The 23,376-nt window shown below is 70.4% G+C and carries 25 protein-coding genes; 7 read left to right on the top strand and 18 right to left on the bottom strand.

Annotated elements, in window-relative coordinates; all coding sequences use genetic code 11:
• Positions 1-54: 54 nt before the first annotated feature.
• On the bottom strand, positions 55-357 hold the full coding sequence (locus tag OG407_RS35410) for a hypothetical protein (RefSeq protein WP_328678831.1): 303 nt from the start codon (positions 355-357) through the stop codon (positions 55-57).
• Positions 358-474: 117 nt separating this feature from the next.
• Here OG407_RS35410 and OG407_RS35405 point away from each other — a divergent pair, with 117 nt between their 5' ends.
• On the top strand, positions 475-1,263 hold the full coding sequence (locus OG407_RS35405) for an SAM-dependent methyltransferase (protein ID WP_405863565.1): 789 nt from the start codon (positions 475-477) through the stop codon (positions 1,261-1,263).
• 84 nt (positions 1,264-1,347) lie between these two features.
• Here OG407_RS35405 and gatB read toward each other — a convergent pair whose 3' ends face one another.
• From gatB to OG407_RS35375, 6 genes are all read right to left on the bottom strand, one after another.
• Positions 1,348-2,862 (bottom strand): Asp-tRNA(Asn)/Glu-tRNA(Gln) amidotransferase subunit GatB, encoded by a 1,515-nt coding sequence (gene gatB, locus OG407_RS35400; RefSeq protein ID WP_405863563.1) that lies wholly within the window; start codon positions 2,860-2,862, stop codon positions 1,348-1,350.
• A gap of 15 nt (positions 2,863-2,877) precedes the next feature.
• Positions 2,878-3,120: a hypothetical protein gene (locus OG407_RS35395; protein WP_019058562.1), complete on the bottom strand. Its 243-nt coding sequence runs from the start codon at positions 3,118-3,120 to the stop codon at positions 2,878-2,880.
• Positions 3,117-4,619 (bottom strand): Asp-tRNA(Asn)/Glu-tRNA(Gln) amidotransferase subunit GatA, encoded by a 1,503-nt coding sequence (gene gatA / locus OG407_RS35390; protein ID WP_365306827.1) that lies wholly within the window; start codon positions 4,617-4,619, stop codon positions 3,117-3,119. Before gatA ends, OG407_RS35395 begins: the two co-directional genes overlap by 4 nt.
• A 5-nt stretch (positions 4,620-4,624) precedes the next feature.
• A complete protein-coding gene (gene gatC / locus OG407_RS35385) occupies positions 4,625-4,921 on the bottom strand; it encodes an Asp-tRNA(Asn)/Glu-tRNA(Gln) amidotransferase subunit GatC (RefSeq protein WP_007384860.1) in 297 nt (98 codons plus the stop codon).
• Between the two features lie 92 nt (positions 4,922-5,013).
• Positions 5,014-5,508: a cupin domain-containing protein gene (locus OG407_RS35380; RefSeq protein ID WP_405863561.1), complete on the bottom strand. Its 495-nt coding sequence runs from the start codon at positions 5,506-5,508 to the stop codon at positions 5,014-5,016.
• A gap of 27 nt (positions 5,509-5,535) precedes the next feature.
• On the bottom strand, positions 5,536-5,907 hold the full coding sequence (locus OG407_RS35375) for a DUF4267 domain-containing protein (protein ID WP_405863559.1): 372 nt from the start codon (positions 5,905-5,907) through the stop codon (positions 5,536-5,538).
• A gap of 96 nt (positions 5,908-6,003) precedes the next feature.
• Here OG407_RS35375 and OG407_RS35370 point away from each other — a divergent pair, with 96 nt between their 5' ends.
• Positions 6,004-6,597, top strand: coding sequence for a TetR/AcrR family transcriptional regulator (locus OG407_RS35370; RefSeq protein WP_405863557.1), 594 nt, complete (start codon positions 6,004-6,006; stop codon positions 6,595-6,597).
• 83 nt (positions 6,598-6,680) lie between these two features.
• On the opposite strand, the gene OG407_RS35365 is transcribed toward OG407_RS35370, so the two are convergent.
• From OG407_RS35365 to OG407_RS35345, 5 genes are all read right to left on the bottom strand, one after another.
• Positions 6,681-8,936 carry a putative bifunctional diguanylate cyclase/phosphodiesterase gene (locus tag OG407_RS35365; protein ID WP_405863555.1) on the bottom strand — a complete coding sequence of 752 codons (2,256 nt, stop codon included), beginning with the start codon at positions 8,934-8,936 and terminating at the stop codon, positions 6,681-6,683.
• 270 nt (positions 8,937-9,206) lie between these two features.
• Complete coding sequence (gene ligA / locus OG407_RS35360; protein ID WP_405863553.1) at positions 9,207-11,399, bottom strand: NAD-dependent DNA ligase LigA; 2,193 nt, start codon at positions 11,397-11,399, stop codon at positions 9,207-9,209.
• Between the two features lie 15 nt (positions 11,400-11,414).
• On the bottom strand, positions 11,415-12,422 hold the full coding sequence (locus OG407_RS35355) for a methionine synthase (protein WP_405863551.1): 1,008 nt from the start codon (positions 12,420-12,422) through the stop codon (positions 11,415-11,417).
• A gap of 198 nt (positions 12,423-12,620) precedes the next feature.
• A complete protein-coding gene (locus OG407_RS35350) occupies positions 12,621-13,319 on the bottom strand; it encodes an SDR family oxidoreductase (RefSeq protein WP_405863549.1) in 699 nt (232 codons plus the stop codon).
• A 7-nt stretch (positions 13,320-13,326) separates the two neighbouring features.
• Positions 13,327-13,866 carry a TIGR00730 family Rossman fold protein gene (locus OG407_RS35345; RefSeq protein WP_405863547.1) on the bottom strand — a complete coding sequence of 180 codons (540 nt, stop codon included), beginning with the start codon at positions 13,864-13,866 and terminating at the stop codon, positions 13,327-13,329.
• 50 nt (positions 13,867-13,916) lie between these two features.
• Here OG407_RS35345 and OG407_RS35340 point away from each other — a divergent pair, with 50 nt between their 5' ends.
• A complete protein-coding gene (locus OG407_RS35340) occupies positions 13,917-14,240 on the top strand; it encodes a DUF427 domain-containing protein (RefSeq protein WP_328678886.1) in 324 nt (107 codons plus the stop codon).
• A gap of 36 nt (positions 14,241-14,276) precedes the next feature.
• Positions 14,277-15,062, top strand: a complete 786-nt coding sequence (locus OG407_RS35335) for an alpha/beta fold hydrolase (protein ID WP_405863544.1) — start codon at positions 14,277-14,279, stop codon at positions 15,060-15,062.
• 70 nt (positions 15,063-15,132) lie between these two features.
• On the opposite strand, the gene mnmA is transcribed toward OG407_RS35335, so the two are convergent.
• Positions 15,133-16,263: a tRNA 2-thiouridine(34) synthase MnmA gene (gene mnmA / locus OG407_RS35330; RefSeq protein WP_405863542.1), complete on the bottom strand. Its 1,131-nt coding sequence runs from the start codon at positions 16,261-16,263 to the stop codon at positions 15,133-15,135.
• A gap of 60 nt (positions 16,264-16,323) precedes the next feature.
• Here mnmA and OG407_RS35325 point away from each other — a divergent pair, with 60 nt between their 5' ends.
• Entirely contained in the window at positions 16,324-17,082 is a 759-nt protein-coding gene (locus OG407_RS35325) for an N-acetylmuramoyl-L-alanine amidase (protein WP_405863540.1), read from the top strand.
• Between the two features lie 215 nt (positions 17,083-17,297).
• On the top strand, positions 17,298-18,863 hold the full coding sequence (locus OG407_RS35320; protein WP_405863538.1) for a multicopper oxidase family protein: 1,566 nt from the start codon (positions 17,298-17,300) through the stop codon (positions 18,861-18,863).
• Positions 18,864-18,885: 22 nt separating this feature from the next.
• On the opposite strand, the gene OG407_RS35315 is transcribed toward OG407_RS35320, so the two are convergent.
• The 3 genes from OG407_RS35315 to OG407_RS35305 all read right to left on the bottom strand — a co-directional run bounded on the left by OG407_RS35315 (position 18,886) and on the right by OG407_RS35305 (position 20,661).
• Entirely contained in the window at positions 18,886-20,049 is a 1,164-nt protein-coding gene (locus tag OG407_RS35315) for a cysteine desulfurase family protein (RefSeq protein WP_405863536.1), read from the bottom strand.
• Between the two features lie 73 nt (positions 20,050-20,122).
• Entirely contained in the window at positions 20,123-20,428 is a 306-nt protein-coding gene (locus OG407_RS35310) for a DUF4190 domain-containing protein (protein WP_405863534.1), read from the bottom strand.
• A 65-nt stretch (positions 20,429-20,493) separates the two neighbouring features.
• Entirely contained in the window at positions 20,494-20,661 is a 168-nt protein-coding gene (locus OG407_RS35305) for a hypothetical protein (protein WP_327401151.1), read from the bottom strand.
• Between the two features lie 150 nt (positions 20,662-20,811).
• Between OG407_RS35305 and OG407_RS35300 the strand changes: the two genes are divergently transcribed.
• Positions 20,812-21,435 carry a TetR family transcriptional regulator gene (locus OG407_RS35300; RefSeq protein ID WP_405863532.1) on the top strand — a complete coding sequence of 208 codons (624 nt, stop codon included), beginning with the start codon at positions 20,812-20,814 and terminating at the stop codon, positions 21,433-21,435.
• Between the two features lie 403 nt (positions 21,436-21,838).
• On the opposite strand, the gene OG407_RS35295 is transcribed toward OG407_RS35300, so the two are convergent.
• Positions 21,839-22,210, bottom strand: coding sequence for a hypothetical protein (locus tag OG407_RS35295; RefSeq protein ID WP_405863530.1), 372 nt, complete (start codon positions 22,208-22,210; stop codon positions 21,839-21,841).
• Between the two features lie 143 nt (positions 22,211-22,353).
• Entirely contained in the window at positions 22,354-23,340 is a 987-nt protein-coding gene (locus OG407_RS35290) for a helix-turn-helix transcriptional regulator (RefSeq protein WP_405863528.1), read from the bottom strand.
• Positions 23,341-23,376 lie beyond the last annotated feature (36 nt).

Below are 23,376 nucleotides of genomic sequence, written 5' to 3'. Positions count from 1 at the left end.
TCACAGGACAGTAACGGCAACTCTGTAGCCCCGGCTGCCACGTTGACCGTCGGCTCAGTCGAACTGGTCCCCCAGCGCCATCACCATCGCCCCGACGACCAACAGCCAGAGCGCCCGCCTGGTACGCCCCCTGGACCCGAGCACGGACGCGAGCGCACACACCGCGGCGCCCACCGCATAGGCGGCCGGAACGAGCACCGGCCCGGCCCCGCTCGCCCGCAACACCGCGGCGGCCACCCCCGCGAGGGCCAGCACGGCACCGGTCAGCGCGGCCGTCCACCGGGCCCGCCGTGCGTCCAGTGCCGGATCCCCGAAATCCTGCACTTCGGATATCTCGGAATCTCCGCGTCCGTCCATGGCGGGCGACTGTAGCGCCTCCGCCTGAGAAACCTGGTGCGCGGCCAACCGACGTCCTCCACAATCTCGTTGCTTCCTCACAGCAACCTACGCAGAACCGGAGGACACCGTTCACCGATGCCGGACACCGACCTGACCGCCCGCCTGACCCACCCCCGCTACCCCCGCAGCAGCGGCTACGACGCCCGCTGGACCATCGAGAACCAGATGGGCCCGCATGCCCTGTGGCTGCTGGAATGGCTGGCCCCGACCCTCGGCCTGGACACCCTGCGCCCGGGCGCCCGTGTCCTGGACCTGGGCTGCGGGCGCGCCATGACCTCCGTCTTCCTCGCCAAGGAGTACGACGTCCAGGTCACCGCCGCCGACCTGTGGGTGAAACCCGAGGAGAACGCCGTGCGGATCGCCGAGGCGGGTGTCGCGGACCGGGTGCTCCCCCTGCATGTGGAGGCGCACGATCTCCCCTTCGGGGACGGCACGTTCGACGCGATCGTGTCGATCGACGCCTACCAGTACTTCGGCACGGCCGACCTCTATCTGCCCACCCTGACAAGGCTGTTGAAGCCGGGTGGCCGGATCGGCGTCGTGATGCCCGCGCTGCGGGAGGAACTGGCGGGCGACGAGGCCCCGGAGCATCTGAAGCAGTACTGGGAAGGAGACCCGGGCTTCTGGGCGTTCCACTCCCCCGCCTGGTGGCGCAGGCACTGGACTCGCGGCAGAGCCGTGGAGGTCGAGACGGCCGACTGGCTGGCCGATGGATGGCGCGACTGGCTGCTGTGGAGCGAGGTGTGTGCCGAGGAGAGCCCGAGCGAGTTCATGGCGGGCATGGCGCGCACGTCGGTGGAGTTGGTGCACGCCGACGTGGACCATCTGATCGGCTTCACACGCGTCGTGGGGCGCCGCCTGTGAAGTGACACACCTGGGGGGATGCATCGCAACCGATGCATCCCCCCAGGGCTGTTGACTTCCTACGGCTGATTTCCTACGGCCGTATCAGCCTTCGCTGACGCCGAGTTGCTCCAGGATCAGCTCCTTGACGCGGGCCGCGTCGGCCTGGCCTCGGGTGGCCTTCATGACGGCGCCTACCAGCGCGCCGGCCGCCGCCACCTTGCCGCCGCGGATCTTGTCGGCGATGCCCGGGTTGCCGGTGATGGCGTCCTGGACGGCGGTGGTGAGGGCGCCGTCGTCGGAGACGACCTTCAGGCCGCGCTTCTCGACGACCTCGTCCGGGGTGCCCTCGCCGGCGAGGACGCCTTCGATGACCTGGCGGGCCAGCTTGTCGTTCAGTTCGCCGGCGGTGACCAGCGCGGTGACCCGGGCGACCTGCTCCGGCGTGATGGGCAGCTCGTCGAGCGCCTTGCCGGACTCGTTGGCGCTGCGGGCGAGTTCACCCATCCACCACTTGCGCGCGGAGGCCGAGTCCGCACCGGCGTCGATCGTGGCGACGATCGGGTCGATGGCACCGGCGTTGAGGATCGACTGCATGTCGAACGCGGTGATCCCCCACTCCTCGCTCAGCCGGTTGCGGCGGGCCAGCGGCTGCTCGGGCAGCTCGGCGCGGATCTCCTCGACCCACGCGCGCGAGGGGGCCACCGGCACCAGGTCCGGCTCCGGGAAGTACCGGTAGTCCTCCGCCTCCTCCTTCACGCGGCCCGAGGTCGTCGACCCGGTGTCCTCGTGGAAGTGGCGGGTCTCCTGGATGATCGTGCCGCCGGAGTTCAGCACCGCGGCATGGCGCTGGATCTCGTAACGGGCGGCACGCTCCACGGAACGCAGCGAGTTGACGTTCTTCGTCTCGCTCCGGGTGCCGAACTTCTCGCGGCCGTGCGGACGCAGCGACAGGTTGACGTCGCAGCGCATCTGCCCCTGCTCCATGCGGGCTTCCGACACACCGAGCGCCCGGATCAGCTCGCGCAGCTCGGCGACGTACGCCTTGGCGACCTCGGGAGCACGCTCGCCCGCACCCTCGATCGGCTTGGTGACGATCTCGATGAGCGGGATACCGGCGCGGTTGTAGTCGAGCAGCGAGTGCGAGGCGCCGTGGATACGGCCCGTCGCGCCGCCGACGTGCAGCGACTTGCCGGTGTCCTCCTCCATGTGGGCGCGTTCGATCTGCACCCGGAAGGTCTCGCCGTCCTCCAGCTGTACGTCGAGGTAGCCGTTGAAGGCGATCGGCTCGTCGTACTGGGAGGTCTGGAAGTTCTTCGGCATGTCCGGATAGAAGTAGTTCTTCCGGGCGAAGCGGCACCACTCGGCGATCTCGCAGTTCAGCGCGAGGCCGATCCTGATCGCGGACTCGACGCCGATCGCGTTGACGACCGGGAGCGCGCCGGGCATGCCGAGGCAGGTCGGGCAGGTCTGCGAGTTCGGTTCGGCGCCCAGCTCGGTCGAACAGCCGCAGAACATCTTGGTCTTGGTGCCGAGTTCGACATGGACCTCAAGGCCCATGACGGGGTCGTACGACGCCAGCGCGTCCTCGTACGACTCCAGGTCGGTCGTGGTGGTCACGGTGAACTTTCCCTCTCAGCCCAGCAGGACGTCGTCGTCGCCCAGCCGCTTCAGCTCGCGGTACAGGATGGCGAAGCCGGTGACGAGCGCGACGGCGGACACCGTGGCGTCGATCAGACGGAGCGTGTCGTGCTCGGTGCGCGCCTTCTTGATCTGCTTGGCGACACCCAGCGCGCCGAACGCGGTGGTGGCCATCGACACGTACGTGCCGGACTTGGACTTCTTGAAGCCCTTGGCCTTCGACAGTGCATTGCTCACAGCGACGGTGCCTCCTCAAGCAGCGGGTGGCCCCACTTTTCCACGAAGGCGGCCTCGACGGCGGCGCCGACCTTGTAAAGCCGGTCGTCCTTCAGCGCCGGGGCGATGATCTGCAGCCCGACCGGGAGACCGTCCTCCGGCGCGAGACCGCAGGGCAGCGACATGGCCGAGTTGCCCGCCAGGTTGGTCGGGATGGTGCACAGGTCCGCGAGGTACATCGCCATCGGGTCGTCGGCGCGCTCGCCGATCGGGAAGGCGGTGGTCGGCGTCGTCGGCGACACGATCACGTCGACGCTCTCGAACGACTTCTCGAAGTCGCGGGTGATGAGCGTACGGACCTTCTGGGCGCTGCCGTAGTACGCGTCGTAGTAGCCGGAACTGAGCGCGTACGTCCCGAGCATGATGCGGCGCTTCACCTCGGGGCCGAAGCCCGCCTCACGGGTGATCGAGGTGACCTCTTCGGCCGAGTGGGTGCCGTCGTCGCCGACGCGGAGGCCGTAGCGCAGGCCGTCGAAACGGGCCAGGTTCGACGAACACTCGGAGGGCGCGATCAAGTAGTACGCCGACAGGGCGAGGTCGAAGGACGGGCAGTCCAGCTCGACGATCTCGGCGCCCAGTTCCTTCAGGACCTCGACGGCCTCGTCGAAGCGCTGGATGACGCCGGCCTGGTAGCCCTCGCCGCGGAACTGCTTGACGACGCCGACGCGCATGCCCTGCACGCTGCCGTTGCGCGCGGCCTCGACGACCGGCGGGACCGGGGCGTCGATCGACGTGGAGTCGAGCGGGTCGTGTCCGGCGATGGCCTCGTGCAGGAGCGCCGCGTCCAGGACCGTACGGGCGCAGGGCCCGCCCTGGTCGAGGGAGGACGAGAAGGCGACCATGCCGTAGCGGGAGACCGCGCCGTACGTCGGCTTGACGCCGACCGTGCCGGTGACGGCGGCCGGCTGGCGGATGGAACCGCCGGTGTCGGTGCCGATCGCGAGCGGCGACTGGAAGGAGGCGAGCGCGGCGGAGGAACCGCCACCGGAGCCGCCGGGGATCTTGGTGAGGTCCCAGGGGTTGCCGGTCGGCCCGTAGGCGCTGTTCTCGGTGCTCGACCCCATGGCGAACTCGTCCATGTTGGTCTTGCCGAGGATGACGACGTCGGCGGCCTTCAGCCGCTTGGTGACGGTCGCGTCGTACGGCGGGATCCAGCCTTCGAGGATCTTGGAGCCGACCGTGGTCGGGATGCCCTCGGTGGTGAAGATGTCCTTCAGCGCGAGCGGAACACCGGCCAGGGGGCCGAGCTGCTCGCCCCGGGCCCGCTTCTCGTCGACGGCGCGGGCCTGCGCGAGGGCACCCTCGCGGTCGACGTGCAGGAAGGCGTGCACCTTCGCGTCGACCTCCTCGATCCGGGCGAGGTGGGCCTCGGTGACCTCGACGGCCGTGAGCACGCCGGACGCGATGTTCGCGGCGATCTCGGCGGCGGTGAGCCGGATGATGCTGCTGTGGTCCGTCATGGTGGTTAGTCCTCCCCCAGGATCTGCGGCACCTTGAAACGCTGCTGCTCCTGGGCCGGGGCGCCGGAGAGCGCCTGCTCGGGGGTGAGCGAGGGACGGACCTCGTCCGCGCGCATGACGTTCGTCAGGGGCAGCGGGTGGGAGGTCGGCGGTACGTCTTGGTCGGCGACCTCGCTGACGCGGGCGACCGCGCCGATGATGTCGTCCAGCTGTCCCGCGAAGTGTTCGAGCTCTTCGGGCTTCAGCTCCAGACGCGCCAGCCGGGCGAGGTGGGCGACCTCCTCGCGCGTGATGCCAGGCATGCAGCGTTCCTCTGGGGTGAGTGTGTGTGGTTTGGCGCCAATCCTATGGGGCGGGGGCCCTCAGCCGTTAAACGGTTTCTCCGGGACCCCGATCACCGGCCTCTCGCGTCCCACACCGCGCTCTTCGTGAAGTGGTTGTCGTACAGCTCCTGCACCTCCAGGAGGCTCTCCGGGCCGACCTCTCCGAGGGCGATGCGCTGCAGGTGACGGAAGTACTCGAAGCGTTCTACGCCGGGCGTGATGACGATGAGGAGGTCGGCGTCGGTGCCGGGCGCGGCGGCGAAGGCGTGGGGCAGGCCGGGCGGGACGACGATCAGGTCACCTGGTCCGGCGGTGACGACCTGGTCGCCGGAGAGGATCTGGGCGGCGCCGTCGAGCAGGAAGAACATCTCGGCGGAGTTGTCGTGCCAGTGCGGTTTGGCGCCGTCGGCTCCCCCGCTGAGGGTGACGCGCTGGGTGGACAGCGCACCGCCGGTCGCACTGCTGTCCGCCAGCAGCTTCACGGTGGTCGGCGCCCGGCCCACCACCTCGGCCTCGGCATCACGGACGATCACGGACTCGTCGAACTTCGGTACGAGCAACGACATTTCGGGTCCCCTTCGGATACGGCGGATTCAGCTGAGGAACAGCAGGACGGCACTGACGAGTACAACGATCGCCGTGGCGAAGTGGATCCCGTACGCAACGGCCTTCGCGCCGCCGTTGCGCAGCACTATCAGGGTGTCGCCGAGCGGGACGAGCGCCACGCAGAGCATGAACCACGCCTCGGCATGCACCCCGGCGAAGACCAGCAGGGCAAGGCCCACCACGCCCAACGTGCCGTCCCTGAGGCCCTTGATCGCGAGGTAGGCACCGGCGTCGCCGGCGGGATCGGCCGGGACTCCGTAACCGGTCGCGGCGGAGGCCGGCTGGAACAGGAACCGATAGCCGAGGAACAGACAGAACAGGTCCAGCACGATCGCCAGGGTGTACGCGGTGATGGTCATGCCACTTCTCCTCGTCTCGTTTTCTAGCAACGCTAGCAACAAGAGCGAAGCTAACAGAGCGACGAAAGAAACGCTAGCGATGCTAGAATTCCGGGCATGACGATTCAGACGCGCCGGGAGCGCGAGCGGGCGGAGCGGGAGCGACTGATCATCTCGGCCGCACGCGAACTGGCCGAGACGGAGGGCTGGGACGCGGTGACGACCCGGCGCCTGGCAGCCGAGATCGAGTACAGCCAGCCCGTCCTCTACAGCCACTTCAAGGACAAGGGGGCGATCATGGCGGCGGTGGCGGTGGAAGGCTGCGCCGTACTGGCCGCCGAGCTGCGCACGGCGCGCACGGCTGCGAAGGGCGCGCGTGGGGCGCTCAGCGCGGTCGGCGAAACGTACACGTCGTTCGCGCGCCGCCGCCCGGCCCTCTACGACGCGATGTTCACGCACATGGTCGACCTGCCGTTCGCCACCCCGGAGGCACCGGCGCCCTTGCAGGCGGCCTTCGGCGAGATCTTCCAGGCCGTCGAGCCCATCGCGGCAGAGGGCGACGACCCGGGCCTGCTGACGGAGACGTACTGGGCGGGCCTGCACGGCTTGGTGACATTGATGCGCAGCGGCCGCCTACCGGAGAAGGCCCACGAGCAGCGGCTTGCGCTACTGATCGCCCACTTCACAGCAGGCGTGAGGCGAACCCCCTAGGGGCCCGGGGAACTGCGCGACAAGCCACAACGCACCGGCGCCCGCGACCAAACAGAAGCCCCACCCCAATAGGCGCAGCGACCTCAGCCGATCCGCCCCGGATCATCCGCCGCAGCCGCAGGCAGCGCGGCGCGAGGCCGTTGCCAACCCCGCGAACCCCGAGCCCGCAACCAAGCCGTCATGTCCTCCGGAGGCATCGCCGCAGCGACAAGCCACCCCTGAACGGCGTCACACCCCAGGTCCCGCAACCGCTCCCACGTCTCGTCGTCCTCAACCCCCTCAGCCACGACGAGCAGCCCGAGGGAATGCGCGAGATCAACGGTGCACCGAACGATCTCCGCGTCCTCCGTGTCCACCGCGAGCCGGGCCACGAACGACCGGTCGATCTTCAACTCGCTGACCGGCAGCCGCCGTAGATGCACCAGGGACGAGTACCCCGTGCCGAAGTCGTCGAGGGACATCTTCACGCCGTGCCCGGTCAGCCCGTTGAGGGTGTCGGCGGCGCGCTGGGGGTCCTCCAGGAGGACGTGTTCCGTGATCTCCAGCTGGAGGGAGCCCGGCGGGACGCCATGCCGGGCGAGGCGCGCGGCGACCGAGCCGGCGAAGCCGGGGGTGTGGACGTCGCGCGGGGAGACGTTCACCGCGACCGGTACGAACAGGCCCTGAGCGCGCCACCTGGCGACCTGGGCGAGGGCGGTGTCGAGCACGTACTCGGTGAGATGGGGCATCAGCCCGGACGACTCGGCGATCGCTATGAACTCGTCCGGCGGCACCTTCCCGCGCTCCGGATGCACCCACCGCACCAGCGCCTCAAGTCCGGCGACCTGGCCGTCGAAGCGGACCTTGGGCTGGTAGTGCAGCTGCACCTCGTGCGCGTCGAGCGCGCGGCGCAGGTCGCCCAACAGGCCGAGCCGGTCAGGGGTGTTGGAGTCCCGCTTGGACTCGTAGACCTCTACGCCCGTACGGTCCCGCTTCGCCTGGTACATCGCGACGTCGGCCCGGCGCAGCAGCCCCTCGGCGTCGAGGGCGTGGTCGGGGAAGACGGCGACGCCCGCGCTGGCCTCCAGGACGAGGGTGAGTCCGTCGAGGTCGAGCGGGGAGCTGAGCGCGGCGACGAGGTTGCGGGCGACCCGGGTCGCGGACGTCGTGGAGTCGGCGACGGGCAGCAGGACGGCGAACTCGTCACCGCCGAGCCGCGCGGCCTCCGCCCCGCGCGGCAGTGCCACCCGCAGCCGGTCGGCTATCTGCAACAGCAGCCGGTCACCGGCCAGATGGCCCAGGGTGTCGTTGACCGACCGGAACCGGTCGAGGTCGATCAGCATGAGCGCGGCCTTGGCGCCGATCCGCTCGGCGTCGTCCAGGGCGGTCCAGATGCGCTCCAGGAGCCACTGCCGGTTGGGCAACCCGGTCAGCGGGTCGCGCAGCTGCTCCTCGGCCCGGGCCCGGGCCATCCACAGGGTGGAGTCGAGGGCGATGAGCGGGATCGAGAACAGGGGCAGCAGGACCGGCTGGGCTACGGCGACCACGCAGATGAGGGGTGCGATGCCGAGCAGGGCTACGGCGACCAGCCCCTGTCTGAGCAGGGCGGTGCGGGCGACGGTGGGCAGTCCGCCGTGGCGCGGGGCGTGCAGGTACCAGAGCAGGGTGCGGGTCACGGCGAGATAGGCGACGGCGACCAGGACCACTTCAGGAGCGGTGTAGACCGTCCAGGTGTCCGGGTTCCAGGGCTTCTCGACGGACGGCACCCGGCCGAACGCGCCCAGCACGAGTGCGCCGGCGGCGATGCCGAGGATGTCCACGGCGCCGTGCAGGACGCCCTGGCGCCAGCGGTTGCGCCGGGCTATGCCGACCAGGACGACGACGGTGAGGCTGACCATGCCGGCGGCGACCCAGCCGTAGAGCAGCAGGACGCCGAGGGTGAGGGCGGCGCCCGAGCCGGTGCCGCCCCACCAGCGGGCGCGGCCGAGGGCGACGAGGTGGCCGACGATGACGCCGGTCAGGACGGCGAGCGACCAGCCGACCGTGCCGGACGGGAAGAGCGCGTGGTCGCCGGTGAACGCCCGGAAGAAACCGGCGCCGAGGACGAACCCGGCCGCGATGACGACCGCCGTGGGCAGCGCGGGCCAGGTCGGATGGCGTTCGCCGTCGCCGGGCAGTCCTGCGCCCGGGTCGGCCGAGAGCGGTGCGGAGTGACGGGCATCGGGTGTGGAGTACTGTCCGGTGGCGCGCGGCTGGGCGCCCGGACGCTCCACGGGGCGCGCTCCCCAACGGCTCTCCCGCCAGGCGCCGGTGACCCGGCGCAGCAGAGAGTCCGGGGGGGCGCTCTCGGTCGGTTCCATTCCCGTCCCTCTCACAGCCGGCGGTGCCCACGCCACGCGGTCCGATGCCCGACTTCCGTCAACGGCACCGCGTTTGGAAAACCCCTCCCCCTGCTCACCAAGAGCAGGGGGTTGCCCCAACCGCAGCTGGGCACGGCAGGTGCACACCTCAACAGTAGGCCGCAGAAGGCTTCCACGGGCAGCGGTCGTAGACGGTTGCCCGAATGCGACCCGGCCACCCGTATGCATCTGGTATGCGCCGATCGGGTGGCCTTCAACCGCTGCTCCTCGCTACTCCTCGACCGGAAGCGCGACTTCGGCGGCCGCCTCGGGGCCCTGTTCCAACAGGACGACAAAGCCGTCCTCGTTCAGAACAGGCACCTTGACCTGCATTGCCTTGTCGTACTTCGAACCAGGATTGTCACCTACGACAACGAAAGACGTCTTCTTCGAAACAGAACCGGTCACTTTCGCTCCCCGGCTCTGGAGTGCGTCCTTCGCCCCGTCCCGCGTGAAGTGCTCAAGTGTGCCGGTGACGACCACGGTGAGACCTTCGAGCGGGCGCGGGCCCTCGTCCTCGGCGGAACCCTCCTCTTCCATCCGGACCCCGGCGGCCCGCCACTTGCGCAGGATCTCCTGGTGCCAGTCCTCGGCGAACCACTCCTTGAGCGAGGCGGCGATGATCTCGCCGACGCCGTCGGTGTCCGCCAGCTCCTTCTGGGTGGCCTGCTCGATCCGCTCGATCGAGCGGAACCCGCGGGCCAGCGCCTCGGCCGCGACCGGGCCGACATGACGGATCGACAGACCGGTGAGGACGCGGGCGAGCGGGCTGTCCTTGGCCGCCGCGATGGTCTCCAGCATCGCGAGCGCGTTCTTCTTGGGCTCGCCCTGCTGGTTGGCGAAGACCGTGGCGATCTTCTCCTCGCCGGTCTTCGGGTCCCGCTTGGGCAGTCCGCTGTTCTGGTCGAGGACATAGGCCTTGATGGGCAGCAACTGCTCGATGGTGAGGTCGAACAGGTCGCCCTCGTCGGCCAGCGGCGGGTCCGCGGGCTCCAGCGGCTTGGTGAGGGCAGCCGCCGACACATAGCCGAAGTGGTCGATGTCGAGCGCCTTGCGGCCCGCGAGGTAGAACAGGCGCTCCCTCAACTGGGCAGGGCAGGTACGGGCGTTCGGGCAGCGGAGGTCGATGTCGCCCTCCTTCATCGGCCGCAGCGGGGTCCCGCACTCGGGGCACTCGGCCGGCATCACGAACTCCCGCTCGCTGCCGTCGCGCAGGTCGGCGACCGGGCCGAGGATCTCCGGGATGACGTCACCGGCCTTGCGCAGCACCACCGTGTCACCGATGAGGACGCCCTTGGCCTTGACGACCTCCTGGTTGTGCAGCGTCGCGAACTCGACCTCCGAGCCCGCCACCGTCACCGGCTCGACCTGGGCGTACGGCGTGACCCGGCCCGTACGGCCCACGCCCACGCGGATGTTGACGAGCTTGGTGTTGACCTCCTCGGGCGCGTACTTCCACGCGATCGCCCAGCGCGGGGCGCGGGAGGTGGAGCCGAGCCGCCCCTGGAGGGGGATCTCGTCGAGCTTGACGACGACGCCGTCGATCTCGTGCGCCACGGAGTGGCGGTTCTCGCCGTAGTACCTGATGAACTCCCGTACGCCGTCGAGGTCGTCGACCACCCTGTTGTACGAGGAGGTGGGCAGGCCCCAGGTCTTCAGCAGGTCGTACGCCTCGGAGAGACGGGTGAGGGCGTCGAAGCCCTCCAGGGCGCCGATGCCGTGCACGACCATGTGCAGGGGGCGGGTGGCGGTGACGCGGGGGTCCTTCTGGCGCAGTGAACCGGCCGCCGCGTTACGGGGGTTGGCGAAGGGCTTGTCGCCTGCCTCGACCAGGCGGGCGTTGAGCTCCTCGAACTTCTCCATCGGGAAGTAGACCTCGCCGCGGATCTCCACGAGGTCGGGCACGCGGTCGCCGGTCAGGCGGTCCGGGATCTCCGCGATCGTGCGGACGTTGGGCGTGATGTCCTCGCCCGTACGACCGTCGCCGCGGGTCGCCGCGCGCGTGAGGCGGCCGTGCTCATACGTCAGGTTGACGGCGAGGCCGTCGACCTTCAGCTCGCACAGGAAGTGGTAGTCGGTGGTCCCGACGTCCTTCTGGACGCGCTCGGCCCAGGCCGCCAGCTCCAGGTCGTCGAACGCGTTGTCCAGGGAGAGCATGCGGGAGCGGTGGACGACGGAGGTGAACTCCGTCTCGTACGCCCCCGCGACCTTCTGGGTCGGCGAGTCCGGCGTCCGCAGCTCCGGGTACTCCTCCTCCAGCGCCTCCAGGGAGCGCAGGAGCTTGTCGAAGTCCGCGTCGCTGACGACCGGGGCGTCGTTCACGTAGTACCGGAAGCGGTGCTCCTCGATCTGCTCAGCGAGCTGCGCGTGCTTCTCCCGTGCCTCTGCGGGCACCGCCGTCTCCGCTTGCCTGTCGCCGGCCACCGTATTGTCCTTCCGTCACTCAGGGTTGTCCGCGAGGGATCTCGCCGCCCGGACGCAGTGGGCGAGGGCATGGCGCGCGTACTCGGGAGAAGCCCCCGCGAGTCCGCACGACGGGGTGATCGTGACCGCCTCCGCGAGAAGTCCCGGTCGCAGCCCCAGCCTGCGCCACAGCGTCCTGACACCCATGACGCTACCGGCAGGGTCCGACAACGCGGTGTCCGTGCCCGGCACGACACCGGCGAAGAGCCGGGTGCCGGCCTCGACCGCCTCGCCGATCACGTCGTCGTCACGCTCGGTGAGGAGCGAGAAGTCGAAGGAGACCCCGGCCGCGCCCGCCCGGCGCAGCAGGGCGAACGGCACGTCCGGTGCGCAGGAGTGGACGACGACCGGGCCGTTCCCGTGCACCCCGACGACCTCGCGGAGCGTGTCCTCGACGAGTTGACGGTCGACGGCGCGGTGCGTGCGGTAGCCGCTGGCGGACCTGACGTGTCCGCGCAGGACGGCCATGAGGGACGGTTCGTCGAGCTGGAGCACGATCTGGGCGCCGGGGACGCGGCGTTGGACGTCGGCGAGGTGGTTGCGCAGTCCCTCGGCGAGCGAGCCCGCGAGGTCCCGGCTCGCCCCGAGGTCGGAGAGCACGGACTCACCGTTCCTCAACTCCAGACTCGCGGCGAGGGTCCAGGGTCCAACGGCCTGCACCTTGAGCGGCCCCTCGTACCCCTGGGTGAACTCCTCGAACGCGTCGAGGTCCTCCCCCAGCCACGCCCACGCCCGCTTCGTGTCCCGCCCCGGCCGGTCCCCGATCCGCCAACCGCTGGGCTCCACGCGCGCGTACACCTCGACGAGCAGCCCCGCGGTCCGGCCGATCATGTCCGCGCCGGGTCCCCGCGCGGGCAATTCGGGCAGGAACGGGAAGTCCTCGAAGGCACCGGTCGCGGTCTTCGCGGCCTCACGGGCGTCACCACCGGGCAGGGAACCGACACCGGTGGCCGCGCCAAAGCTGAACTGGCTGTTGTTGCTCACCCCGGAAGACTACGGAACCCGCCGGGGGTGAGGCAGCGCCCCTGGGGGCTGCGCCCCCAGACCCCGCTTCGGCCCTGAAGGGGCCTCGTCCTCAAGCGCCGGACAGGCTGGATTGTGGCGGCCTGCGCTGAGAAGTGCCCGCCTCCGCCGACCCGTTCATTTTCCCAGCCGCCCCGGTCGCCGTCCCCGGGGGCGACCTCACCGTCCCGGCCGCACCGTCAGGTCGTTGACCTCCGCGTCCCCAGGCAGGTCGATCGCCATCAGGATCGTCGTCGCGACCGACTCGGGGTCGATCCACTGGGCGGGGTCGTACTGCTTGCCCTCCTGTTGGTGGACCTTGGCCTGCATGGGGCTTGCGGTGCGGCCGGGGTAGACCGAGGTGACGCGGACGCCGTTGGGGTGTTCCTCGTGGCGCAGGGAGTCCGCCAGGGCCTTCAGGCCGTGCTTGGAGGCGGCGTACGCGGACCAGTCGGCGCTCGCTCGCAGTCCGGCGCCGGAGTTCACGAAGAGGACGTGGCCGCCGGACAGCCGGAGTTGGGGCAGGAAGTGGCGGGTCAGTTCGGCGGGGGCGATCAGGTTGACGTTGAGCTGGTGGCGCCAGGTCTTGGGGGTCAGCTCGCCCACCGGGCCGAGGTCGACCACCCCGGCGATGTGCAGGAGCGTGTCGACCCGGTCGGGCAGGCTCTGGTGCGAGAACGCCCAGCTGAGCTTGTCGGGGTCCGCGAGGTCGCCCACCAGGGTGCTCGCCCCGGGGTACTCCGCCGCCAGTTCCTTCGCGCGGCCCGCGTCGCGCGCGTGGAGCACGAGTTCGTCCCCGCGCGCGTGGAGGCGGCGGGCGACGGCCGCGCCGATGCCGGAACCGGCCCCGGTGATCACATGTGTAGCCATGCCCGCCATGCTCGCATCAGCGGGTACCGAAAGACTCCTCCAGGTAGGCCAGCGCCCCCACCGGCTCCTCCGCGAAGAACACCAGGTCGGCGAGCGGCACGGGCAGGAACCCCTCGTCCTCCATGCGCCGGAACTGGGTCTTCAGGCCGTCGTAGAAGCCCGCGGTGTTCAGGAGCACCACCGGCTTGTCGGTGTGGCCGTGCTTCTTCAGCTCCAGGATCTCCGTGGCCTCGTCCAGCGTCCCGGTGCCGCCCACCATGATCACCACGGCGTCGGACTTCTCCAGGAGCAGCCTCTTGCGTTCGGCGAGGTCGGCCGCGATCACCATCTCGTCGGCGTCCGCCCGTGCCGACGCCGCCAGGAAGGTCACCGAGACGCCCACCAGGCGTCCGCCGGACGCCTGTACGCCGTCGGCGACCACCTTCATCAGTCCGGACTCCGAACCGCCCCACACGAGCGTGTGCCCGCCCTTGCCGAGCAGTTCCGCGAACTCGCGCGCGGGGCGCGTGTAGCGCTCGTCCAGATCGGCGGCGGAGAGAAAGACACAGATCCTCATGTCGTCACCGTACGCGGGAAGAACCAGGGGCCCGCGAGTGCTTTTCCGGTATGGCCCAAGGACACACGATCACCATCGAGCAGGGCGACCGGCACGTCCGCGTCGTCCACGGCGACCAGGTGCTGGCGGAGAGCGACCGCCCCCTCGTCCTGAAGGAGACCGGTTCTCCGGTGCGGTACTACCTCCCTCCGGAGGATGTACGCCTCGACCTCCTGACCCCCTCCGAGACCCACACCCACTGCCCCTTCAAGGGCGACGCCTCCTACTGGTCCCTGCCGGACTCCCCCGACCTGGTGTGGGCGTACCCCGACCCCAAGCCCGACGTCGCCCAGATCAAGGACCACCTCTGCTTCTACGAAGTAGAAGTGTTGTGACCGATTAGCCCGCCGCCCTGCGGCAGTCTCCAGGGCATGGACAAGAAGACTGTTTCGCGCGACGGCACCGCCATCGCGTACGAACGCATCGGTGCGGGTCCGCCCGTCGTCCTGGTCGGTGGCGCGATGACGACGGGCGACGGGCTCCTGCCGCTCGCCGCGCAGCTCGCGCACCGGTTCGGGGCCGTCCCGTACGACCGCCGGGGCCGGGGCGCGAGCGGCGACACGGCGCCCTTCGCCGTGGCCCGGGAGGTCGAGGACCTCGCGGCGCTGATCGACGCCGTGGGCGGCAGCGCGGCCCTCTACGGCCACTCGTCCGGCGCGGCCCTCGCCCTGCACGCGGCGGCGAGCGGCCTGCCGGTCACCCAAGTCGCCCTGTACGAGCCGCCGTTCGCCCTCGACGCGACCGGCGCCAAGGAGCGCGCCGAGTACACCGAGCGCCTCACGGAACTCCTCGCCGAGGGCCGCCACGGCGACGCCGTCGCGCTGTTCATGGCGCTCACCGGCGCACCCCCGGAGATGATCGACGGCGCCCGCCGCTCCCCCATGTGGCCCGGCATGGAGGCGATCGCCCCGACCCTCGCCTACGACGACGCCGCCTTGGGGGATGGACTGGTGCCGGCGGAACGGCTGGCGTCCCTGTCCGTGCCGGTGCTCACCATCGCGGGCGGCGCGAGCGCCGAGTGGATGCGGGAGGCCGCGCAGGCCGTGGCGCATGCGGCGCCGGACGGGACGTATCGCGTGCTGGACGGTCAGACCCACATGGTGGACCCGGCCGTCCTGGCGCCCGTGCTCACCGAGTTCTTCGCGGACTCGAACTGACCAGGCCGCCTGGGGACTTGGCCCCGGTCTCGGGCCCTGCTCTCAGGCGCCCTGGTCTCAGTCCCAGGTCTCAGGCCATCGCCGTCGCCGCGCGCGTGGTCGTCGCGATCGTCGCCGACCCCACCACGCGCGTGTCGTCGTACAGCACGATCGCCTGCCCGGGGGCCACGCCCCGTACCGGCTCGGTGAACGACACCTCCAGGGTGCCGTCGACGAGTTCGGCGGTGACCTCGGTCTCGCCGCCGTGGGCGCGGAGCTGGGCGGTGTAGGTGCCGGGGCCGGTCGGGGCCGTGCCGCACCAGCGGGGCTTGACGGCGGTGAGGCCGCTGACGTCGAGGGAGGCGGCCGGGCCGACCGTCACCGTGTTGTCGACCGGGGAGATGTCCAGGACGTAGCGCGGCTTGCCGTCGGCGGCCGGGGTGCCGATGCGCAGGCCCTTGCGCTGGCCGATGGTGAAGCCGTACGCGCCCTCGTGCGAGCCGATGACGGAGCCGGACTCGTCGACGATGTCGCCCTCGGCCTTGCCCAGGCGGTTGGCGAGGAAGCCCTGGGTGTCGCCGTCGGCGATGAAGCAGATGTCGTGCGAGTCGGGCTTCTTGGCGACCGCGAGGCCCCGGCGCTCGGCCTCCTCGCGGATCTCGCCCTTCGTCGTCACGGTGTCGCCGAGCGGGAACAGCGCGTGCGCGAGCTGCCGCTCGTCCAGGACGCCGAGGACGTACGACTGGTCCTTCGCCATGTCGGAGGCGCGGTGCAGTTCGCGGCTGCCGTCCTCGTTCACGATCACCTGGGCGTAGTGGCCGGTGCAGACCGCGTCGAAGCCGAGGGCGAGGGCCTTGTCGAGGAGGGCGGCGAACTTGATCTTCTCGTTGCAGCGCAGGCACGGGTTCGGGGTGCGGCCGGCCTCGTACTCGGCGACGAAGTCCTCGACGACGTCCTCGCGGAAGCGGTCGGCGAGGTCCCAGACGTAGAACGGGATGCCGATGACGTCGGCGGCGCGGCGGGCGTCCCGTGAGTCCTCGATCGTGCAACAGCCACGCGCGCCCGTGCGGAACGATTGCGGGTTCGCGGAGAGCGCGAGGTGGACGCCGGTCACGTCGTGGCCGGCTTCCGCGGCGCGGGCGGCGGCGACGGCGGAATCGACGCCGCCCGACATGGCGGCGAGTACGCGAAGGGGGCGGGGGCGCTGCGAGGTCTCAGTCATAACCCTTCCAGGGTACGGGTCCTCGGGAACCGGGGCCCGCGAGTATCCGTTGACGATCACATGGGGGAGACGCAGAGCGATCGGAACCGTCAAAGTCATCAGGACAGTCAGGGCGATCGGGGTGATCCGGGCGATCCGGCGAGGAAGCCGCCGGGCGCCGCGGACACGTCACCCGGTTCCGTCGGCCGGCGGCCCGGGCGGCGCGCTCTGCTCATCGGCGGGGCCGTGGCCGCCGTAGGGACCGCTGTGGTGGCTCGGGACGAGTTGGCGCGGTTGTGGTGGCGGGTGCCGGGGGTGGAGAAGCCGCGGACTCCGGGGGCCGTCGACTTCCCGGGGGCCACGTGGGTGGCGGCGTCCTCGGCGAACTACCGGCGGGCCGACCGGCCGGACGACTACGCGATAGACCGGGTGGTCATCCATGTCACGCAGGGCAGTTACGCGAGTGCGGTGAAGGCCTTCCAGGACCCCGGGCACCAGGCCGCCGCGCACTACATCGTCCGGCAGCGCGGGGACATCACGCAGATGATCCGCGAGCTGGACGTGGCCTTCCACGCGGGCAACCGGTCGTACAACGAGCGCAGTGTCGGCATCGAGCACGAGGGCTTCGTGGACCGGAAGTCGTCGTTCACGGACGTGATGTACACGAACTCCGCGCGGCTGACGGCGGAGATATGCGGGCGCTACGGAATCCCTGTGGACCGGAAGCATGTCATCGGGCACGTGGAGGTGCCGGGGACCGATCACACGGACCCCGGGCGGTACTGGGACTGGGACCGGTACATGACACTCGTAAGGCGGGCACACCGGACACAATTGTGACTCGGGTCACACGACGGGTTGGCTATGAGTCATTTCAGTAACGGGCGGTGTCCGATGCGTCCCCCGCTCCGGACGTGACCTGGGGCACGCCAACTCGGCTTTCCCTCAAGGGCAGTTGGGGAGCGATCGGGCACGCATGTCTTTCATAGACTGCTCTGCTGACTACTAAGTGTCCCCCAGTCTTTACACAGCCCTTAGGTCAAATCTCTGGCCCCATGACACACACCAGCGAGCCCGCGTCCGGAGAGAACAGCGACGTGAAGGGCAACCACCGCAAGTCCACGGCCGAGAAGCGCGAGCACGGCCAGGACATCGCGCTCCGGGGCAAGGGTCTGCACCGGCGCAAGTTCCTCGGCGGGATGGCCGGTACCGGCATCGCGGCGGTCGCGGCGGCCGGCGGAGCCTTCGCCCTGCTGAACGACGCGGCGAAGAACAAGGCGTCCGCGGCGGACAGCACCCTGGTCATCCCGGACCTCCTGGAGGGCACGACCAGCGGCAGCACCACGACCTTCACCCTGGAGGCCAAGACCGGCACCGCCGAGGTGCTGAGCGGGGTCACCAGCGACACCATGGGCTACAACCAGTCGTTCCTCGGCCCCACCATGAAGTGGACCAACGGCGACACGGTCCTGCTGAACATCACCAACAGCCTGGGCGCGGACACCACCGTCCACTTCCACGGCGCCCACGTCCCGGCCAAGATGGACGGCGGCCCGCAGGTCGCGTTCTCCGACGGGACCACCTGGTCGCCGACGTTCACGGTCGACGACGACGCGAAGACCCTCTGGTACCACCCGCACGCGCTCGGCACCACGGCCAAGCAGGCGGTGCACGGGCTGGCCGGCATGATCATCGTCGAGGACGACTCGACCACCTCCGCCGACCTGCCCAGCGACTACGGCGTCGACGACGTTCCGCTGATCTTCCAGTGCCTCGCCGTCGACAGCGCCGGCGACATCAAGTACGACCTGACCGGCTACCTGAGCAGCGGTCTCAGCTACCCGGTCCTGCTGAACGGCACGAACGTCGACTCCACCACGCTCGGCTTCACCGCCACCAAGACCCGCACCCGGTTCCGGGCGCTCAACGCCTCGCCGTCGGACATCATCACCATCCAGCGCAGCGACGGCGGCACCCTCACCCAGATCTCCAGCGACCAGGGCTACCTCGCCGAGGCGGCCGAGGTGACGACCATCCGGCTGGTGGCGGGCGCCCGCGCCGAGTTCGTGATGGACCTGACCGCGGACGCCACGCTCCAGGCCGTCATCACCACCGGCTGGGTCCGCGGCGGCAGCGGCACCTACGACGTCCTGGCCGTCACCGCGAGCGGCACCGACACCCCGGACGACCTGCCCTCCACTCTCAACACCATCGACCGGTACGACACCAGCGACTTCACCGCCCGCACCATCACGCTCGGCCAGAGCGGCGCGACGATGCTGATCAACGGTTCGGCCGGCACCAGCATGTCGTCCATGGCGATGATCAGCACCACGCTGGGCGCCAAGGAGATCTGGACGATCAAGAACAGCACTCAGCTGGAACACTCGTTCCATCTGCACGACGTGCCGTATCAGCTCATAGCGATCAACGGTGACACCCCGACGGGGGTCCAACTCGGCTGGTACGACACCTACGAAGTGGTCGGCGGCGGCTCGATCCAGATCGCCATGGAGTTCACCGACTACGCCGACGACACCTATATGTACATGCTCCACTGCCATCTCCTGCAGCACGAGGACGAGGGCATGATGGCCGCCCTGATGGTGACGGAGAGCTAGCCGGCGAGCCGGCGAACGGCGTTCAGGTCAGCCCGGCGGCGCGCGCACGGTCCACCGCCGGGCCGATCGCCTTCGCGACCGCCTCCACGTCGGTCTCCGTGGAGGTGTGGCCGAGGGAGAAGCGCAGGGTGCCGCGGGCCAGGTCCGGGTCGGTGCCGGTGGCGAGGAGGACGTGGCTGGGCTGGGCGACGCCCGCCGTGCAGGCCGAGCCGGTGGAGCACTCGATGCCCTGGGCGTCCAGCAGGAGCAGCAGGGAGTCGCCCTCGCACCCCGGGAACGTGAAGTGGGCGTTGGCCGGGAGGCGGTCCACCGGGTCGCCGCCGAGGATCGCGTCCGGGACCGCCGTACGGACGGCGGAGACCAGCTCGTCGCGCAGGGCGCCGATCTCGCGGGCGAACCACTCGCGCTGTTCGGCGGCGAGCCGGCCGGCGACCGCGAAGGAGGCGATCGCGGGGACGTCGAGGGTGCCGGAGCGGACATGGCGTTCCTGGCCGCCGCCGTGCAGGACCGGTACGGGGGTGTACTCGCGGCCCAGCAGCAGGGCGCCGATGCCGTACGGGCCGCCGATCTTGTGCGCGGAGACGGTCGCCGCGGCGAGCCCGGAGGCGGCGAAGTCGACCGGGACCTGGCCGAAGGCCTGCACCGCGTCGGCGTGCAGCGGGATGCCGAACTCCCCCGCCACATCGGCCAGTTCGCGCACCGGCATGACCGTGCCGATCTCGTTGTTGGCCCACATCACGGTCGCCAGGGCGACGTCGTCGGGGTTGCGGGCGATCGCTTCGCGCAGCACCTCGGGGCGGACCCGGCCGTAGGAGTCGACCGGGAGGTACTCGACGGTGGCGCCCTCGTGCTCGCCCAGCCAGTGGACGGCGTCCAGGACGGCGTGGTGCTCGACGGGGCTGGCCAGGACCCGGGTGCGGGCCGGGTCGGCGTCGCGGCGGGACCAGTACAGGCCCTTCACCGCGAGGTTGTCGGCCTCGGTGCCGCCGGAGGTGAAGACCACCTCGCTGGGGCGGGCGCCGAGCGCTTCGGCGAGGGTCTCCCGGGCCTCTTCGACCGTACGGCGGGCCTTGCGGCCGGAAGCGTGGAGGGAGGAGGCGTTGCCCGTGATGCTCAGGTGGGCCGTCATCGCCTCGACTGCCTCGGGAAGCATCGGGGTGGTCGCGGCGTGGTCGAGGTATGCCATGGTGACGCCGATTCTACGGGCCCCGGTGCGCACCCCGGAGGGGCGGGCGCCCCGACGGGATCCGGCCGGTCCCCTAGAAGCTCCAGGAGACCGTGCTGTCCAGCTGCATGAAGGCGACGAGGACCAGCAGATCGGCGATGCCGAGTCCCAGACCGAGGAAAGCACGGCCGCGACGGGCGGTGCCGCGCCACAGCGCCGCGCCGGCCAGGGCGATGGCGATCGGGCCGAGGAACACGTTGAGCACGAGCAGTCCGACGAGGCCGAGGATGAAGGACGCGACGGCCATGCCGTCGGCGTCACGACGGCCGGTGGGCTTCACGGCGGCGTTGTCGGCTGCGGTGGTGCTGTTGCTGCTGGTTGCCGGTGCGGTGAGTTGCATGTGGGTTCAGCTCCCGAGGATCGGGCGGGTGGTGGGACGGGCGGTCAATAGGCAGCCGCGGACGGTCAGTTGGCGGTCGTACGGCTGCGGCGGCCGTGCCGCTCGCGGAGTGCGAAGATGCCCAGCCATACGGCGATGACGGTGGCGGCGACGGCGGTGAAGGCGAGCGGCGCGTGGGCCACGGTGCCCATCACGACGCCGAACAGCAGGAGCGCTACGACGAGGAACAGCATGGGATGAATCCCCCTCCGAGCTGACCGGGAGGTCCGGGACGGCTCTCGTTACGTTTCGGTGAACGGTTGTAGTAACACTTGTTCACTGAACTTGAGTCTAGCGCGTCCGGCGACTTTCCAATTACGGAGAACAGTTGTTAACTGGATGACATGAGTCACACCCTCGGCATCCGGCAGGTACAGAAACAGAAGACCCGACAGGCGTTGCTGGACGCCGCGTTGGGGCTGCTGGAGGAGCAGAGCCTGAGCAGTCTGGGCCTGCGCGAGGTCACCCGGGCCGTGGGCGTCGCCCCGACCGCCTTCTACCGGCACTTCCGCTCCACGGCGGACCTCGGGGTCGCGCTCGTCGAGGAGGCGCTGGGCAGTCTGCATCCGATGATCCGGCAGACGGTGGCCCCGGCGGACAGCGGCCAACGCATCACGCGGGCCGTCGAGTTGATCGCCCATCACGTGAACACGCACCCGGCGCACGTCCGCTTCATCGCGCGCGAGCGGCACGGTGGGGTGCAGCCGGTACGGGAGGCCATCCGGGACCAACTCGCCCGGTTCGCCGAGGAGGTGAAGGCCGAGCTCGCCAAGGACCCCGAGTCACACGGCTGGCGCGACGACGACCTGCTGATGCTGGCCCACCTCTACGTCGACCAGATGCTCATCACGGCCTCCCTCTTCCTGGAGACACTGGAGGCGCCGGAGGAGGAGCGCGAGCGAATGGCCCAACTCGCCCAGCAGCAGATGCGCTTGATCAGCGTGGGACGGCGACACTGGCTCGGCTGAGGTGCGGCACCGCCGGGCAACTCTCCATCGCCGGGCAGCTCCATCGCCGGCCGACAGCTCCGCCCCGGCTGGCACTCCGCACCGGTGGCTGAGAGTTCAGTGCCGGTCGCAACTCCGCACTGGCGCGCGGGAGTTCGATACCGGTCGCAACTCAACACCGACGGCTGAGGGTTCGGTGCCGGTCGCGACTCCACACCGGCGGACGGGAGTTCCGTGACGGTCGCAACTCCACACCGGCGGCCAGGAATTCCGTGACGGCCGCAACTCCACACCGGCGGCCAGGAATTCCGTGACGGCCGCAACTCCACACCGGCGGCCGGAAGTTCCGTGCGGACGGCGGGCATACGACAGGGGCGGCACCCCCGGCTTACGGGTGTGCCGCCCCTGTCGTGCGGGAGCGCGGTCAGCCCTGTTGCGGGGCCCCGCTCATCTGGCCGCCGCCCGGGCCGCCGCCGCACCCGCCGCCGGGGCCGCCGCCCTGGCCGCCCTGTCCGCCCCCTCCGCCGGGACCGCCGGTCGGCATACCGGAGGCGTTGCCGGTCGGCATGCCCGTCGGCCTGCCCGAGGCCGCGGCGCCCGTGGGCGCGCCGGAGGGGGCACCGGAGGGCCGTGCCGTGGCGTTGCCGGTGGGCCTGCCGGAGGCCGAACAGGACTGGGTGGAACCGGAGTTGCCGCTGCCGGAGGACGACGACGAGCCGCTCGACCCGCAGGCCGCCAGGGCCAGGGGCGAGAGCGCCAGCAGGGCCACTGCGGGGAGGAGACGCGCACGCTTCATGAGAAACAACTCCAAAAACCATGAGGATGTCTTGTGACGGGAACTCAATCAACGCCGCTTAGGACTTCGTTGTCGGAGCCCTGTCCTCACCCTGTGCACGGAGTAAAGGGCAGCCCAAGAGACCGCCCTGACCTGCTACTTCGCTACTGACCCGCGCCTACCCGCTGGTACAGCTCCGTGACAGAAGCGGCCGCCGCGGCCACCTCCGCGCGTACCTCCGGCGGCGACACGACCTCCAACGCGTCGGCGAACTGCAGCAGTTGACGCGCCTCGCGGACGACGCCGTAGGACAGCCGGACGGTCACCCAGTCGTCCGCACCCTCAACTGCCCCCTCGGCCTTGGGGAGTTCGGCGAGTGAGGAGGCGTTGAGGCGCAGGAACATGTCGAGGCGGGAGCGGCGGACGCGGACCGTGACGTCGAGTCCGCCAGGGCGTTCCTCGACCTGGCGGCGCAACTCCTCCCAGGCGTCGGCGAGTTCGACGCCCGGTCGGCGCTTCACGGGGTCGGTCAGGAGGGTGGCCGAGTGGACGCGGTCGGCACGGAAGAGGCGGGGGCGCGCACGGCGGTCGGCGACGAGGTACCAGACACCGGCCTTGGAGACGAGGCCGTACGGATCGACGGTGTAGGTGCTCGGCTCCTTCGCCCCGCTGTGCCGGTAGCGCAGCCGCAGCCGCCGGTCGGTGAAGACCGCGTCCTGCAACACGTCCAGATCCACGGCGGGTTGGGGCCCGCCCTTCCAGCGCGTGGCGTCGACGAGGATGCGCCGGGAGGTCACCTCGGCGGCCGGCCGGTACGGCGCCGGCAGCGCGGCCATCACCTTGCGCAGCGCGGAACCGAGCGCGGCGTCCAGACCGAGTGCGGCATGGGCGCCCTGCGCGGCCAGGATGAACAGGGCGCGCGACTCGTCGGCGGTCAGTCCCGTCACGTCCGTACGGAACCCGGCGAGCAGCTCGATCCCGCCGTGCCGCCCCCGCTCGGCGTACACCGGCACCCCGGAGGCGGACAACGCCTCGACGTCCCGGTAGATGGTCCGCACCGACACCTCAAGCCGGTCGGCGAGTTCATGCGCGGGAACGCGACCCCGGGTCTGCAGGAGCAGCAGGATCGAGAGCAGTCGGTCGGCCTTCACACCCCCAGAATCCACCGCCCGGAACCCCGGCGCAAA

It is taken from the genome of Streptomyces sp. NBC_01515 (genome assembly GCF_045040345.1).
GTDB lineage: Bacteria > Actinomycetota > Actinomycetes > Streptomycetales > Streptomycetaceae > Streptomyces.
The sequence above is the reverse complement of the archived record's forward strand: the minus strand, read 5'-3'. Positions and strand labels throughout refer to the sequence as shown.